This window comes from Paenibacillus sp. GXUN7292, assembly GCF_050864975.1.
GTDB lineage: Bacteria > Bacillota > Bacilli > Paenibacillales > Paenibacillaceae > Pristimantibacillus.
The window spans coordinates 39,432-54,030 of sequence record NZ_JBOZWO010000028.1; the positions used below are offsets into that span (position 1 = coordinate 39,432).

General features: G+C 44.3%; 11 protein-coding genes. 1 reads left to right on the top strand and 10 read right to left on the bottom strand.

Translation table 11 applies throughout. From position 1 onward, the window contains the following. Positions 1-10 precede the first annotated feature (10 nt). The 6 genes from argB to hpf form a co-directional block, all read right to left on the bottom strand. Positions 11-796 (bottom strand): acetylglutamate kinase, encoded by a 786-nt coding sequence (gene argB, locus ACRRU2_RS20095; protein ID WP_432504448.1) that lies wholly within the window; start codon positions 794-796, stop codon positions 11-13. 58 nt (positions 797-854) lie between these two features. Further along, positions 855-2,090, bottom strand: a complete 1,236-nt coding sequence (gene argJ / locus ACRRU2_RS20100; RefSeq protein ID WP_331697609.1) for a bifunctional ornithine acetyltransferase/N-acetylglutamate synthase — start codon at positions 2,088-2,090, stop codon at positions 855-857. A gap of 37 nt (positions 2,091-2,127) precedes the next feature. After that, positions 2,128-3,177, bottom strand: coding sequence for an N-acetyl-gamma-glutamyl-phosphate reductase (gene argC, locus ACRRU2_RS20105; protein WP_331697610.1), 1,050 nt, complete (start codon positions 3,175-3,177; stop codon positions 2,128-2,130). Positions 3,178-3,659: 482 nt separating this feature from the next. Beyond that, a protein-coding gene (gene prfB, locus ACRRU2_RS20110) for a peptide chain release factor 2 (protein WP_331697611.1) occupies positions 3,660-4,767 on the bottom strand; the annotation gives its coding sequence in 2 pieces (ribosomal slippage) (positions 3,660-4,694 and positions 4,696-4,767; 1,107 coding nt in all). Positions 4,768-4,796: 29 nt separating this feature from the next. After that, positions 4,797-7,304 carry a preprotein translocase subunit SecA gene (secA, locus tag ACRRU2_RS20115; RefSeq protein ID WP_331697612.1) on the bottom strand — a complete coding sequence of 836 codons (2,508 nt, stop codon included), beginning with the start codon at positions 7,302-7,304 and terminating at the stop codon, positions 4,797-4,799. Positions 7,305-7,619: 315 nt separating this feature from the next. Then, positions 7,620-8,168, bottom strand: a complete 549-nt coding sequence (gene hpf, locus ACRRU2_RS20120; RefSeq protein ID WP_331697613.1) for a ribosome hibernation-promoting factor, HPF/YfiA family — start codon at positions 8,166-8,168, stop codon at positions 7,620-7,622. A 1,315-nt stretch (positions 8,169-9,483) separates the two neighbouring features. Here hpf and ACRRU2_RS20125 point away from each other — a divergent pair. Beyond that, the gene (locus ACRRU2_RS20125; RefSeq protein WP_432504532.1) at positions 9,484-10,578 is read left to right on the top strand and encodes a bifunctional 3-deoxy-7-phosphoheptulonate synthase/chorismate mutase; all 1,095 of its coding nucleotides are present in this window, start codon (positions 9,484-9,486) and stop codon (positions 10,576-10,578) included. A 333-nt stretch (positions 10,579-10,911) separates the two neighbouring features. Here ACRRU2_RS20125 and ACRRU2_RS20130 read toward each other — a convergent pair whose 3' ends face one another. The 4 genes from ACRRU2_RS20130 to ACRRU2_RS20145 form a co-directional block, all read right to left on the bottom strand. After that, positions 10,912-11,109 carry a cold shock domain-containing protein gene (locus tag ACRRU2_RS20130; RefSeq protein WP_331697615.1) on the bottom strand — a complete coding sequence of 66 codons (198 nt, stop codon included), beginning with the start codon at positions 11,107-11,109 and terminating at the stop codon, positions 10,912-10,914. A gap of 289 nt (positions 11,110-11,398) precedes the next feature. Next, entirely contained in the window at positions 11,399-12,574 is a 1,176-nt protein-coding gene (pseC, locus tag ACRRU2_RS20135) for a UDP-4-amino-4,6-dideoxy-N-acetyl-beta-L-altrosamine transaminase (protein WP_432504452.1), read from the bottom strand. A gap of 162 nt (positions 12,575-12,736) precedes the next feature. Continuing rightward, positions 12,737-13,783, bottom strand: a complete 1,047-nt coding sequence (pseI, locus tag ACRRU2_RS20140; protein WP_432504454.1) for a pseudaminic acid synthase — start codon at positions 13,781-13,783, stop codon at positions 12,737-12,739. A gap of 105 nt (positions 13,784-13,888) precedes the next feature. Then, positions 13,889-14,563, bottom strand: coding sequence for a class I SAM-dependent methyltransferase (locus ACRRU2_RS20145; RefSeq protein ID WP_432504456.1), 675 nt, complete (start codon positions 14,561-14,563; stop codon positions 13,889-13,891). Positions 14,564-14,599: the final 36 nt, after the last annotated feature.

The following is a 14,599-nucleotide window of genomic DNA, read 5'->3' on the forward strand; positions in this document are numbered from 1 at the left end:
TCCGCCCTTCTTATTTAATAATGCGTGTGCCGACTCCGCCTTCACGTACCGCTTTGGTCAACACTCCCGGCTCTTGGCCGCTTACAATGACAACTTCTTGCACCTTGCCTTGAATACACTGTATAGCAGCGCGAACCTTCGGAATCATACCGCCGTATATATCGCCCGAGACGATCATTTCCTCAATTTGCGCAACAGTTACGACAGGCAGAGTAACAAGCTCGCCATCTATTTTTTTCATAATGCCCGGCACATCAGTTACGACAATCATCCGTTCTACATCGAGAAAAGAAGCAACCGCGCCCGCAGCTGTATCCGCGTTAATATTGTAGCGCTGACCTTCCCCGTCAATACCGATTGGAGCAATGACTGGGATATACCCCATCTTCATAATGCCCTCAATAATTGCTGATTCAACTGCAACCACATCGCCTACAAAGCCAACCTCGTTCGCATTGGCAACTGGTTTAGCTATAATTAAACGTCCGTCAACGCCAGAAAGTCCGAGCGCTTTCGCTCCATTTTGCTCGATTTTGCGAACAATCTCCTTATTAATGCGGCCAGCAAGCACCATCTCTACGACATCCAATACGGCATCGCTAGTTTTGCGAAGGCCATTCACAAATTCACTTTCGATACCAAGCTTCGTCAGAGTCTCAGATATAGCCGGACCGCCGCCATGGACAATTACAGGCTTGATTGCATCCTGCTGCAATGCGCGCAGCTCATCGAAGAAACTGTCCGGCAATGCTGCAAGCGTGCTTCCGCCGCACTTCATTACAAACCGCTGCTCCACGTTCCAATCCCCCGTTCAACATGCAACTCACTTAGTTTTTACATTTTATTAAATAATATTAAGTTCGATATGCCGCATTGATACGAACATAATCATAAGTCAAATCGCAGCCCCAAGCTGTCGCCTGGCCGTCTGCCATATGCAAATCTACATTGATGACTACTGTATCGCCCTTCAAATATTCTAAAGCCAGATCCTCATCAAATTTAATAGGGCGTGATTGCTCAAGCGTCATAATAGAGCCCAAAGCAATATCTACGGTAGCCGGGTTAACCGTCTGACCGGAACGACCAATCGCGGCAATAATACGGCCCCAATTCGCATCTGCGCCAAATACGGCTGATTTTACGAGAGAAGAGCCTACAATTGTTTTGGCGATTGCTTGAGCTGCTTGATCATTAGCAGCACCGCGGACATTAACCTCAACAAGCTTGGTTGCTCCTTCTCCATCGCGAGCGATCGCTTTGGCCAAATACTCGCACACATAGGTCAAAGCCGCCGCAAAAGCATCCCAAGCCGGATGGGCAGCTGTCAGTTCATTATTGTCCGCAAGACCGCTAGCCATAGCTACCAGCATATCATTTGTGCTAGTATCGCCATCCACAGTAATCATATTAAAGGTCAAATCCGTCGCTTGGCGCAGCAGCTGCTCAAGCGCTGTGCTGCCTATCTTGGCATCTGTAGTAACGAAGCCAAGCATAGTGGCCATGTTAGGCGCAATCATGCCGGAGCCTTTCGCTGCGCCTGAAATATGAACGACCTGACCGTCTATTTCCAGCTTCACGCAAATCATTTTTTGAACTAAATCCGTAGTCAGAATCGCTTGGCAAAAATGCTCGGAAGCTTCCATTCCGACATGCAATTGATCTTTAAGCGTATCAATACCGCTTCGCAGTTTATCCATCTTGAGCGGCTCGCCAATGACGCCTGTCGACGCAACGGCAACCTGCTCAGACGACACGCCGATTGCTTCGGCAAAACGATTGCGCATCTCAAAAGCATCCTCTTCGCCTTGCTTGCCTGTGCAAGCATTCGCATTGCCGCTGTTTACGATGACAGCGCGCAGCAAGCCGCCGCTGCCTATGCTTTGCTTTGTAACAAGAATAGGCGCGGCTTGAAATACATTGAGCGTATATACGCCTGCTGCTGCAGCCGGCACCTCGCATACAATAGCGCCTAAATCATGGCGCGTAGATTTCTTCAAGCCGCAATGTAAGCCGCCTGCGCGGAAGCCTTTTGGCGACGTTACCGAACCATCTTCAACAATTGAAAATAATGCCTGCTGCTGTCCCATTTTGGAATCTTGTCCCTTCTATCCTATAATGCTTTTCTTATGGATAAGCAGGAACGAATTGCAGACCTAGCGACTCATCCCAGCCCATCATTAGATTTAAGTTTTGAATCGCTTGCCCTGCTGCACCTTTTACGAGATTATCTATAACAGAAATGATCGTTACGCGATTTGTGCGCGCATCATAATCAAAGCCGATATCACAATAGTTGGAGCCCCAAACTTCCTTTGTAGATGGCCATTGACCCGCAGGTCTGATTCTTACAAAGCTGCGGCCTTCATAGAAGCCTTTGTACATATCTATAAAGTCCTGTGTGCTGTGCTCGCCTTGCACCGTTGCATAAATGGTCGACATAATACCGCGAGTCATCGGCACTAAATGAGTAGAAAAAGTCGTCACAACCGGCTTGCCCGCTGCATCGGACAATACCATCTCGATTTCAGGCACATGCTGATGCTTATTCAGCTTGTAAGCTTTGAAATTTTCATTAAGCTCCGAATAGTGAGTGCCAAGAGAAACGCCTCTTCCCGCGCCGGATACCCCGGACTTGGCATCAACAATAATAGAAGCAGGATCAATCCAGCCTGCTTTGACTGCCGGAACAAGACCAAGCAGCGTAGCTGTCGGATAGCAGCCAGGATTGGAAATAAAGGAAGCCCCTTTTACATTTTCACCATAGATTTCAGATAATCCGAAAACAGCCTGGCTTAAGTATGGCTCCTGTGCTGCAGGCTTTTTATACCACTCTTCGTACACCGCCGTATCCTTCAAGCGGAAATCGCCCGAAAGATCGATAACTTTAAGCCCTGCCTCCAAAAACTGCGGCGCAATTTTTGAAGCTACTCCAGCAGGCGTTGCCAAAAATACAACATCTGCTTTCGTTTTAATCAAAGCAGGATCCACATCATCAAGCAGCTCCTCACGAATATTGATCAAATGAGGAAATCCGTCCGTAAACGGCGTGCCCGCACTGGACGAAGAGATTAAAGATGTAATCTCTGCCTGCGGATGTGAAGCTAGCAAACGAATCAGCTCCACTCCGCCATAACCTGTTGAACCGACAATAGCTACTCCTAATTTCTTGCTCATGTCCCTCTCTCCCATCCGGATTGACAGCTGCTTCAGCTTTAGCCGAATCAGCCGCTTCTTCATCTATAATTAAACAGCCTGTTTGAACTATTATCACTAAATTATAATTGTACAACATTCCGCACTTGATGGAAATATCGATTCGTGTAGATAATCAACTCTCCTGTATATTGTATTATTATACATCCGGTCACATATTAATACAATGTTTGTTTATGGAGATATTGTATTCATTTCGCGCCGTAAATAACACCTTTCATACTTTAATACTGTCAAATATTGACCGCGACTTAGACGGCTTTGTGTGAATTTTCGTATATAATCGCTCTATTTGACCGCGACCTCAGCCGTTTTGTATGGTTTTCCGTATATAATTGCCCATTTGGTAATCAACTTCGGCAATAAAAAACAGCCCCCGAAAAGCAAACCACATAATGGTTTTACTTTTCGAAGGCTGCAATTTATCCTAGCCGAGGCTATTATTAATCGTGCTTGATCTGGCTGCGCAAATATCCATCAATAAACATATCCAAATCTCCGTCCATCACAGCGCCAACATTGCCTGTCTCGACTGAAGTGCGGTGATCCTTCACCATGCTGTAAGGATGGAACACGTAGGAGCGAATTTGGCTGCCCCATGCAATATCGGACTGCTCGCCGCGAATTTCCGCAAGCTGCTTCGCCTGCTCCTCAATCTTGCGCTCGTAAAGCTTGGAGCGAAGCATCTTCATCGCGCGATCACGGTTGGCAATCTGTGATCGCTCCTGCTGACAGGCGACGATAATACCGGTTGGAATATGCGTAATTCTGATTGCCGACTCCGTTTTATTAACGTGCTGTCCGCCTGCTCCGCTGGCGCGGTACGTATCTACCTTCAAGTCTTCCGTGCGAATCTCAATTTCGATGGAATCATCGATTTCGGGCATAACATCACAGGAAACGAAGGAAGTATGACGACGGCCATTGGAATCAAACGGCGAAATGCGCACCAAACGATGAACGCCCTTTTCTGCTTTCAAATAGCCGTATGCGTTATAGCCCTTAATCAGCATCGTCACACTTTTGATGCCTGCCTCATCACCTGGCAAATAATCAAGCAGCTCCACCTTGAAGCCGCGCTTCTCTGCCCAGCGCGTATACATCCGGTACAGCATCAGGCCCCAGTCCTGTGATTCTGTACCGCCCGCGCCCGGATGAAGCTCCAAAAAAGCATTCATCCGGTCATACGGCTGGTTGAGCAATAGCTGCAGCTCAAAGGCGCTTACCTGCTCATGGAGCGCATGCACGCCGCTGGCAAGCTCTCCCTCCAGCGATTCATCGCCTTCTTCTTCCGCCAGCTCCAGCATCATCTGCAAATCCTCAAGCTCGTTATTCAGGCGATCGTACTGCTCTACAACAGATTTAATCGCGTTCAGCTCGCTAATAATGCCTTGTGCGCGATCATTGTCATCCCAAAAATCAGGCGCACTCATTTTTTCCTCAAAATTAGCGATCATCTCCTGCTTCAGATCAAGGTCAAAGAGACCCCCTGAGCTCTTGGAGACGCTTTGCCATTTCGCGCAATTCTTGCTTTACCGTAATATCGATCATAGCTTCCGCTTCTCCTCAAAATAAATTGCTTATTGTCCGTGGCAGAATTTATACTTTTTGCCGCTGCCGCATGGGCATGGATCATTGCGTCCTATGCGCTCCTCACGCTTGACCGGACGCTTTTCCTGCGTTTCTCCGCCGCCGCTTGTCGAAGTCGTCTGTCCCTTCACAACCTCTTGGCGCTCCAGGTTGCTCTCGACGCGAGCCTTCATAATATATTTGGAAACTTCCTCTTGAATGCTTTCGATCATTTCTTTGAACATCTCAAAGCCTTCAAACTGATATTCGCGAAGAGGATCTGTTCCGCCGTAAGCGCGCAAGTGAATACCTTGACGCAGCTGATCCATCGCATCGATATGATCCATCCATTTGCTGTCTACTGCGCGAAGCACAACAACCTTTTCGAATTCACGCATCATCTCTTCGCCAAGCTCTTGCTCGCGCTGATCGTAGTATGCCACTACCTTTTCCTTAATCAGCTCAACAATTTCTTCCTTCTCTTTGCCCCATAGATCATCTCGTGTAATCGAACCTTCCTCAAGGAAAGTAGCATGCACATAATCTACAATGGACTGCAAATCCCATTCTTCCGGGATATCCTCGACACAATGCGCTTCTACGATCTTCTCGATAGTCGGCACAAGCATATCCATAACTTCAGCACGAATATTGTCTGACTCCAAAATCGCACGGCGCTGCTTGTAAATAACTTCACGCTGCTGATTCATAACATCGTCATATTGCAAAACAACTTTACGCGTATCGAAGTTGCTGCCCTCTACGCGCTTCTGAGCGGACTCAACCGCGCGGGAGATCATACGGCTTTCAATCGGCTGATCCTCTTCGAGGCCCAGACGATCCATCATTGTCATAATATTCTCAGAGCCGAAACGGCGCATCAGCTCATCCTCAAGCGACAAGTAAAACTGCGAGGAACCTGGGTCGCCCTGACGGCCAGCACGACCGCGCAGCTGATTATCGATCCGTCTGCTCTCATGACGCTCAGTACCGATAATATGCAGACCGCCCAGATCAGGAACAGAATCTCCAAGAAGAATATCCGTACCGCGGCCAGCCATATTGGTAGCTATCGTTACCGAGCCAGCCTGACCTGCGCGAGAAATAATTTCTGCTTCCTCTGCATGGAACTTTGCATTGAGCACCTTGTGCGCTACTCCGCGACGACGGAGCATATCGGACAGCTTTTCAGAATTTTCAATGGATATTGTACCAACCAGCACAGGCTGATTATTGCCGTGACGTGTCACAATTTCCTCAACAACAGCCTTGAACTTGCCGTTTTCACTCTTGTAGACAACGTCCGGCATATCTTTGCGGATCATCGTACGATTCGTCGGAACCTGAATAACATCAAGACCGTAAATACGGCGGAATTCTTCTTCCTCCGTCTTAGCTGTACCCGTCATGCCAGCCAGCTTGCGGTACATACGGAAATAGTTCTGGAACGTAATCGTTGCCAGCGTCATGCTTTCATTTTGCACCTTAAGCTGCTCTTTTGCCTCAATTGCCTGATGAAGACCATCGCTATAGCGGCGGCCGGACATAAGACGTCCTGTAAATTCATCGACAATAACGACCTCATCTTCCTGCACAACATAATCAACATCGCGCTTCATAATAACATGAGCTTTTAATGCTTGCTGAATATGGTGATTAACGGTCACGTTAGCATGATCAAACAGGTTTTCAATGTGGAAGGCACGTTCTGCTTTCTCTACACCCGCTTCTGTCAAAATAACATTGCGAAGCTTCACATCAACCGTATAGTCCTCATCTTGCTTCAAACGGCTGACAAAACGGTCAGCTGAATGATACAGCTCTGTAGACTTTGCGGCTTGTCCGGAAATAATAAGCGGCGTACGCGCTTCATCTATTAGAATGGAGTCAACCTCGTCAATAATAGAGAAGTACAGCGGTCTTTGAACCATCTGTTCTTTGTAAAGCACCATATTATCGCGCAAGTAATCGAATCCAAATTCATTATTTGTACCATAAGTAATATCGCATGCGTATGCTGCCTGCTTCTCATCATGAGACAAGCCATGCAGATTGCAGCCAACAGTCATGCCAAGGAAATTGTAAAGCTGGCCCATTATTTCACTGTCGCGCTGAGCCAAATAATTGTTAACCGTTACAACGTGAACGCCTTTGCCCAAAAGCGCGTTCAAGTAAACAGGCAAGGTTGCAACCAATGTTTTACCTTCCCCTGTCTTCATCTCCGCAATCTTGCCTTCATGCAGCACCATGCCGCCCAGCAGCTGTACATCAAAATGCCTCATGCCAAGCGTACGTTTGGACGCTTCACGCACAGTAGCAAAAGCTTCTGGCAAAAGCTTATCCAACTCTTCACCTTTCTCGATACGTGCTTTGAATTCGTCCGTCTTCGCTCGCAAAGCATCGTCCGATAGGGCTGTGAATTTAGATTCCATCGCGTTTATTTCTTCCACTGTACGAAGCAGTCGTTTTACCTCGCGTTCGTTTGCATCACCGAAAATCTTCTTTACAAGTCCGAGCATGGTTTTCCCCTTTCACAGTTAGGCCTCTTTGTTTATAATTATCAGCGTTTCTTCTTAAAATATAAGAATGTATAACAATTATATACATGATTATCCTTATATTTATACGAGAAAGCCGTGCGCCCTAGTCAATGACGCCGATGCGTTTCTTCTTATTTGCTTTAAATTGTAACAGTTTGTAGACGGTGCCGCAATGTATCAATTCTCATATTACTGCCCTTTATTCCATCATTTGCATATATCTGCTGCTATAATCACAGGAAAGCCCTGCTCCGCAAGGGGGCAGGGCTGGTTTATTGTATTATGTCTCACCTATTAACCTTGCTCAATAAGTCCGTACTTCCCGTCATTGCGCCTGTAGACTACGTTGACTTCCTTGTTGTCTGCATTGGCAAAGACGAAAAAGTTATGTCCAATCATATTCATCTGCAGAATAGCTTCCTCTACATCCATTGGCTTAAGTGTAAAACGCTTCGTGCGAACAAGCTCCAGCTCATCTTCTTCCAGCACGCTTACTGCAGAACCTTCCTCCCTAAACAGGGTCTTTATGCCAGTGCCTTGGCGGAATTTGCGGTTGATTTTGGTTTTATGCTTTCTAATTTGCCGTTCCAGCTTGTCAACAACGACATCTATTGAAGCATACATATCCTCGCTTTTCTCTTCAGCTCTTAGCATAGTGCCAGTGCCAACCATTGGAATGGTCACTTCTACCGTATGCTGCCCTTTCGTTACGGATAGTGTTACGTTAATTTCGGAGGCGACTGATGCTTCAAAATATTTCTCCAGTCGGCTGAGTTTCTTTTCGACGTAGTCTCTCAATGCTTCTGTTACCTGAAAGTGTTGACCTCGAACGTTGTACATCATGGGGCACTCCTCCTTTACATGTTCTTATTATATCATATGTTCTTAGCTTGTACAAAATAGTTTTTTATTTATTTTAAATTTTCTGAAAATTTATGAAGAAGCTGTGACGGACAAAAGCAGATGGTTTCGACGTCCTTCGGAAAGCTGCGTTTACCAATGATATATAGGAACAAATATGAGGTGAACACTTGTACTTTCTTATATAAAGAAAAATAAAAAAAAAGCCGGACTCTGCCGGCAGAAGCAATAAAGGATCTATTATATTTTTATCTTCCCCGTCTGCCGCGAGAAGAATTAGAGCGGTTAGGGTAGCCGTTATATTCAGCAAATTCGTGTTTAACTGTATAGGTGCACATATGTTTCGGGATTGGCACGCAAATATGCTTATTGACGATTTCAATAGGGTGAATGACAGGTACAATTTGCGGATGATAAATATTTTTAACATACGTAGTCGGTTCTGTAGAAATAGGGCTTACAGGCGGGCAACAGGAACACTTGTTGTAATAAATATGAATCAACTCCTTTCTGCTGAACTAATGTCATCATATGAGCATGACAAATATCGTGCCTGTACATTTGCCATGTATGAGGCTAAAAAATTGTCTCAAGGATAAACGGCTCCGCCTTCCTTTGGAAAGCCGTTTACCGAAGAATAATAAGATGAGCCTGAGCCGCTTGTTTCCCCCTCCGATTGTCTTCGTTTTTTCCAATATTTTTATAATTACTATATATAAGGCTTTCCCTTACTTTAGCCATGTACAGCAAGTTCGCGTTAAATGAAAGGCTTGACGGACACACTTCACTTCCTTTATGATACTTTCAATCCTAATTATTATTTTATTTTTTACAGCTCGCTGATCATATCTTGAACAATGTGCACGTTTCGTGAATAGAATGAAGAAGCAAGCAACTTACAGCACGTAAATTGTAAAAAGCAATGACGGAGAGAGTAGGCAAAATTGCAAACTGACAGGAACGGCTTGCCACCGACTGAGAGCAGCCGAGCGAGCACTTTGCTGAAGTTCACTCCTGAGCTGGTTTCCCGAGCTGGCCTATGCGCCTTTAAGGAATCCCGTTCCCTGCGTTAAAGGTTCAAGTGAGATTCGACTATAACAGCTCCCCAATAATGGAGTACTGTTCATAGCTGATCTAATAAGGGTGGTACCACGACTCCTCGTCCCTTGCGGCGGGGGGTCTTTTTGCGTCTGGCCAGACCGTGTGAACCGACCCTGCAAATTAACATGGTATAGACAACTAGATCTTTAATTCAATCAAATATATTTAAAATAAATGATGAAAAGGAGCATGTATGATGAACCAGCCCTCTTTGGCACAATTACGTGGAAAAATCGACGAAATCAACATAAAGCTGCTTGACCTGTTATCGGAAAGAGCTGCGATCGCTTTGCAAATTGGAATGGAAAAGGAAAAACATAACCTGCTGAAGTTCGATCCTGCGCGTGAGCAGCGGATGCTCGATGAGCTGGTTGCCTGCAATAAAGGACCGCTTACGGATGAAGCCGTCCGCCAGCTGTTCAAGCAAATATTCAAAGATTCGCTTAACCTGCAGGAGGTTAAGCAAAAGAAGCCTCTGCTCGTAAGCCGCATGGCAAAGCAAGAGGACACAGCGGTCACCCTCGGAGATACAATAATTGGAGGCCAATCCCCGGTCATGATTGCCGGCCCGTGCTCTGTAGAAAGCTATGAGCAGGTACGCGAGGTTGCAGCTGCGCTGAAGAAAGCTGGTGTAACCGTTATGCGCGGAGGAGCTTTCAAGCCGCGTACCTCGCCGTATGATTTCCAGGGCCTTGGCATTGAAGGCTTAAAAATTTTAAAAGAGGTTTCTAAAGAATTCGGACTCCAAACGATTAGCGAAATCGTTGACCCTGCGCACATAGAGCTGGCCTGCGAATATATTGATGTTATTCAAATTGGCGCTCGCAACATGCAGAACTTCGAGCTGCTAAAAGCCGCAGGCGACGTGCGCAAACCAATTCTGCTTAAACGCGGGCTGGCTGCAACGATCGATGAATTCATCCATGCTGCCGAATATATCGTCTCACGCGGCAACAACGAGGTCATGCTGATTGAACGCGGCATCCGCACCTATGAAAAAGCAACGCGCAACACGCTCGATATTTCAGCTGTGCCGATCTTGAAGCAGGAGAGCCATCTCCCAGTGCTGGTTGATGTTACCCATTCCACCGGCCGCAAAGACATCCTGGCCCCTTGCGCCAAAGCGGCTCTTGCGGCAGGTGCTGACGGCATAATGGTCGAAGTGCATCCTAATCCTGCGGTAGCTTTGTCCGATGCAGCTCAACAGCTTAATATTCCAGAGTTCGAGCGTTTCATGAGCGATGTAAGAGCGTCAGGCTTGCTGAAGCAAGCTGCGTCTAGCGGCGTTTAGCAATTCCCTTTCTTAAAAACAAGCAGCCTTTCCCCGCTTAAACAGAGAAAGGCTGCTTGTTCAATTAGGCTAGTAAACGCTATTCTTTCCCTGCTTCTGACAGAACTAGTACCTTCGGGTAACCAAAAACTTTCCCCTTTATACACAACCGGTATGCACTGTTGCACTGAGTTCTCTTCTTACTTCTGTTCCTTTGTTTCAGTGAACATGACTATCCCAAGCGCAGTTAAGCCGTTTATTCCGAAACAAAAAAAAGCCCCGGTTTCCCGAGGCTCTGTGTTTACCAGCAATAATTATTGTAACATCTATGTTTCGGCCATTAGAACCGGATGATTACAATTTTACTACGTTTGCAGCTTGTGGACCGCGTGCGCCTTCAACAATATCGAATTCAACTTCTTGACCCTCTTCAAGAGTTTTGAAGCCGTCAGTTTGGATTGCTGAGAAGTGAACAAATACGTCTCCGCCTTGCTCAGACTCGATGAATCCATAACCTTTCTCTGCGTTAAACCATTTTACTTTACCTTGCATGTGCAAACATTCCCTTCATCTTCAAATACTGTGAGGCAGTTTGATGTGGCCCACAATTCGACTATACCAAGCCTAATTGGAATTGTCAAACAATTTCTTGAAAGCGAATACAATTGTTATATATATTGATTGTTGACGATAAATTTAGGATGAACAAATAACGCTAACACACTTCATAGCATTCTTCAATTTTAATAAATTATGATAAATAACCTTTACCAACAAAAAACACCTGCCGCAGATTGCTCTGCATCAAGTGCTTCATTAGGAACTATACATTTTTCTTATACTACATTTTTTTATACATGTTATATACCTCTTGAATAGCTTCTATGACATCCTTAACATCCTGGTCAGTCATTTTTGGAAACAGAGGAATACTAATACATGTATTATAGTAATGCTCGGCTTGCTCATGTAATTCATTGTGATAGCCATTCTGTCTATAATAAGGCTGCTGATATACCGGAATATAATGAACATTAACTCCGATATTCATTTGTCTCAGCTGCTCAAAAATAGTACGACGGTCAACGGTAAAATACTCAGGCTCAAACCTAAGAACGTATAAATGCCAGCTAGAATTTGATTCCAGCGACTGATAAGGAATAACCAAACCAGTATACTGCTGAAACACTTCTGTATACTGTTGTGCAATTTCTCTTCGTCTTGCTACAAAAGAATCCAGCTTGCTAAGCTGTGAAAGCCCAAGTACAGCTTGAATATCTGTCATCCTATAATTATAGCCGAGTTCCTGCATCTCATAATACCAAGGGCCTTCATTATTCGATATCTGGTGAGGATCCCTCGTTATCCCATGGCTTCGGAATAATAAAAGCTTTTGGTAGTATTCACTATTATTCGTCACGATGACCCCGCCTTCACCCGTTGTAATATGCTTCACAGGATGAAAGCTGAACATCGTCATATCTGCTATAGCTCCTACCTTTTGATTTCTATATGAAGCGCCTAGGGAATGAGCAGCGTCCTCAATAACGACCAAATTGTGCCTTCTGGCGATATCCATAATAGAATCGAGATCAGCAGGTTGGCCAGTAAGATCAACAGGGATAATAGCCTTTGTCTTCGATGTAATCTGCTTATTAACAGAAGCAGGGTCTATATTATATGTATCTCTTTGAATATCCGCAAATACTGGAGTTCCGCCACAATACAATACACAGTTGCTGCTTGCAGCAAATGTAATAGGCGTTGTGATTACTTCATCGCCGACACCAATGCCAGCAGCGAAACATGCTCCATGCAAGGCTGCGGTTCCATTACTAAATGCAACGGCATAACTTGCACCCACATACTCAGCTATCGCTACTTCAAATTGCTCAATTGACGGTCCTTGTGTAATATAGTTGCCCTTCAGCACATCGACTATTGCAGCAATATCATCATCGTCAATCCATTGTTGGCCATATGGTAATAACGTTGCTCTTTTTTGTAATTCTGCCATATGATTTTCAACCTCCAATCTAATTAAATCAGTTTGTACTGATCTACGAGATATTGAACAAATTCCGTAGCGAGTAGTAATTACAAACAAACCAACTTACCTAACTCCAACATATAATTAAAGTCAGGTGAACAATAATGCAAATTTTTTAACTAGTTTCTACTATAACAATAAATCCCAGTTCAATGCGGTTCCTTTAACAGCATCAACTTTTATTTTTTTGCCTATTATAAGATCATAATATTTCGTCTCTAGACCAAGTCCAGGACGTACATTTCTTAAGCTTTTCTCCGTAAATACGTCCCCAGCCTTCATATCTTCTCCAATATACAGTGAGCGTCTGCCAACAAGTGAAGGCTTCTCCGCCTCGGTTGGTCCGTATTGAATATGTCCAATACTTTGCCAAGCGCGCTCTGTTTCCTCAACCAATAGCTTCAACTCATGCGGCTCCATAGAAAATGCAGCATCTACGCCGCCTTCAGCACGAGACGTTGTAAAATGCTTTTCTACTACTGTAGCACCAAGAGTAACAGCGGCAACTGCTACCCCAATCCCCATCGTATGATCAGACAGACCGATTTCTACTGCAAATAAATCTCTCATATGCGGAATTGTTGCAAGATTAGAGTTTTGCGGTGTTGCTGGGTACGTACTAGTACATTTAAGGAGAATAAGCTGATCATTGCCCTCCTCTTTAGCAGCACGAACTGCCTCATCCAATTCAGCAGCAGAAGCCATTCCTGTAGAAATAATAATTGGCTTTCCTGTTCTGGCTACCTTTTTAATTAATGGAATGTCAACATTCTCAAACGATGCAATCTTATAAGCAGGGACATTTAATGTCTCCAGAAAATCAACCGCTGTCTCATCAAATGGCGAGCTAAACGCAATCAAACCTAATTGCTGACACTTATCAAATATAGGCTTATGCCACTCCCATGGCGTATACGCTTGTTCATATAAATGATAAAGCGATTGTCCTTTCCATAAATCCTTTTCGTTGGAAATAAAAAATTCTCCTGTGTGGACATCTAATGTGATTGTGTCTGGAGTGTAAGTCTGAAGCTTGACTGCGTCTACACCCGCTTCAGCTGCCAGCTCTACAAGATGCAGAGCTCTGTCAAGTGATTGATTATGATTGCCAGACATCTCAGCAATTATAAACGGTTTCGCGTGTCGTCCAATTTCTCTGTTTGCAATTTTCAGCATAATAATACTCCACCATTTCCCATAGCCAGGGGTTTGGCTTCCCATGGCTTTCAATTATTTTCAGTCCTTGAAGGCAATTCCCATTGAAAAGATTTGATAAGATTATTATTTTTTCTCTGCAATAATTCTAGACAGGTATGGATCCTCATTGTTGTAAAGCGATAATCCTGTACCTTTTGTAAAATATACTTTGTTAAAACCATATTGATCTTCCAGTTCCCCTAGTAAATCTTCAGCCACAATAAATCTTCTGTAATGATTATCATATATTTTATTGAGCTGCTGATCTTCAATTGTTCTAAACTCTATTGCAAGATAATCACCTTTTCTCATATTTTGAGATAAGGTTGATAATAATATATTTTCGGTGCTTTCATTTATAGAATGCAATAAAAATCTAGCATAAACAACTAACTTTCTGTTATCTTCCTTTGTATTAGCTATTATGGATTTAACTATTTCACCTAATCTTTTTGCATCACTAATATCAACTGCGTAAAAATTGATTTTTGCCCCATTACATTCCAGTTCATTTCTTACAGTTTCATTAATCTTTATAGCTTCTACAGACCTATCAATCCCTACAACTTCATATCCATCGTTGGCAAATGAAAATGTATCGCGGCCAGATCCGCAACCAATATCCAACACAACTGCTTTATCGTCAAGAAACTCCTTTACGAATGTGCAGAACGTTGATTCGTTACTTATCTTCACTTCTTTATAAAACCTGTTCCAGTACTCGATGTTGTTTCTTTCACTCAACAATGCTTCTGTCATCCCTTACCGTCCTTTACTTATCATTCAGTTAAATGA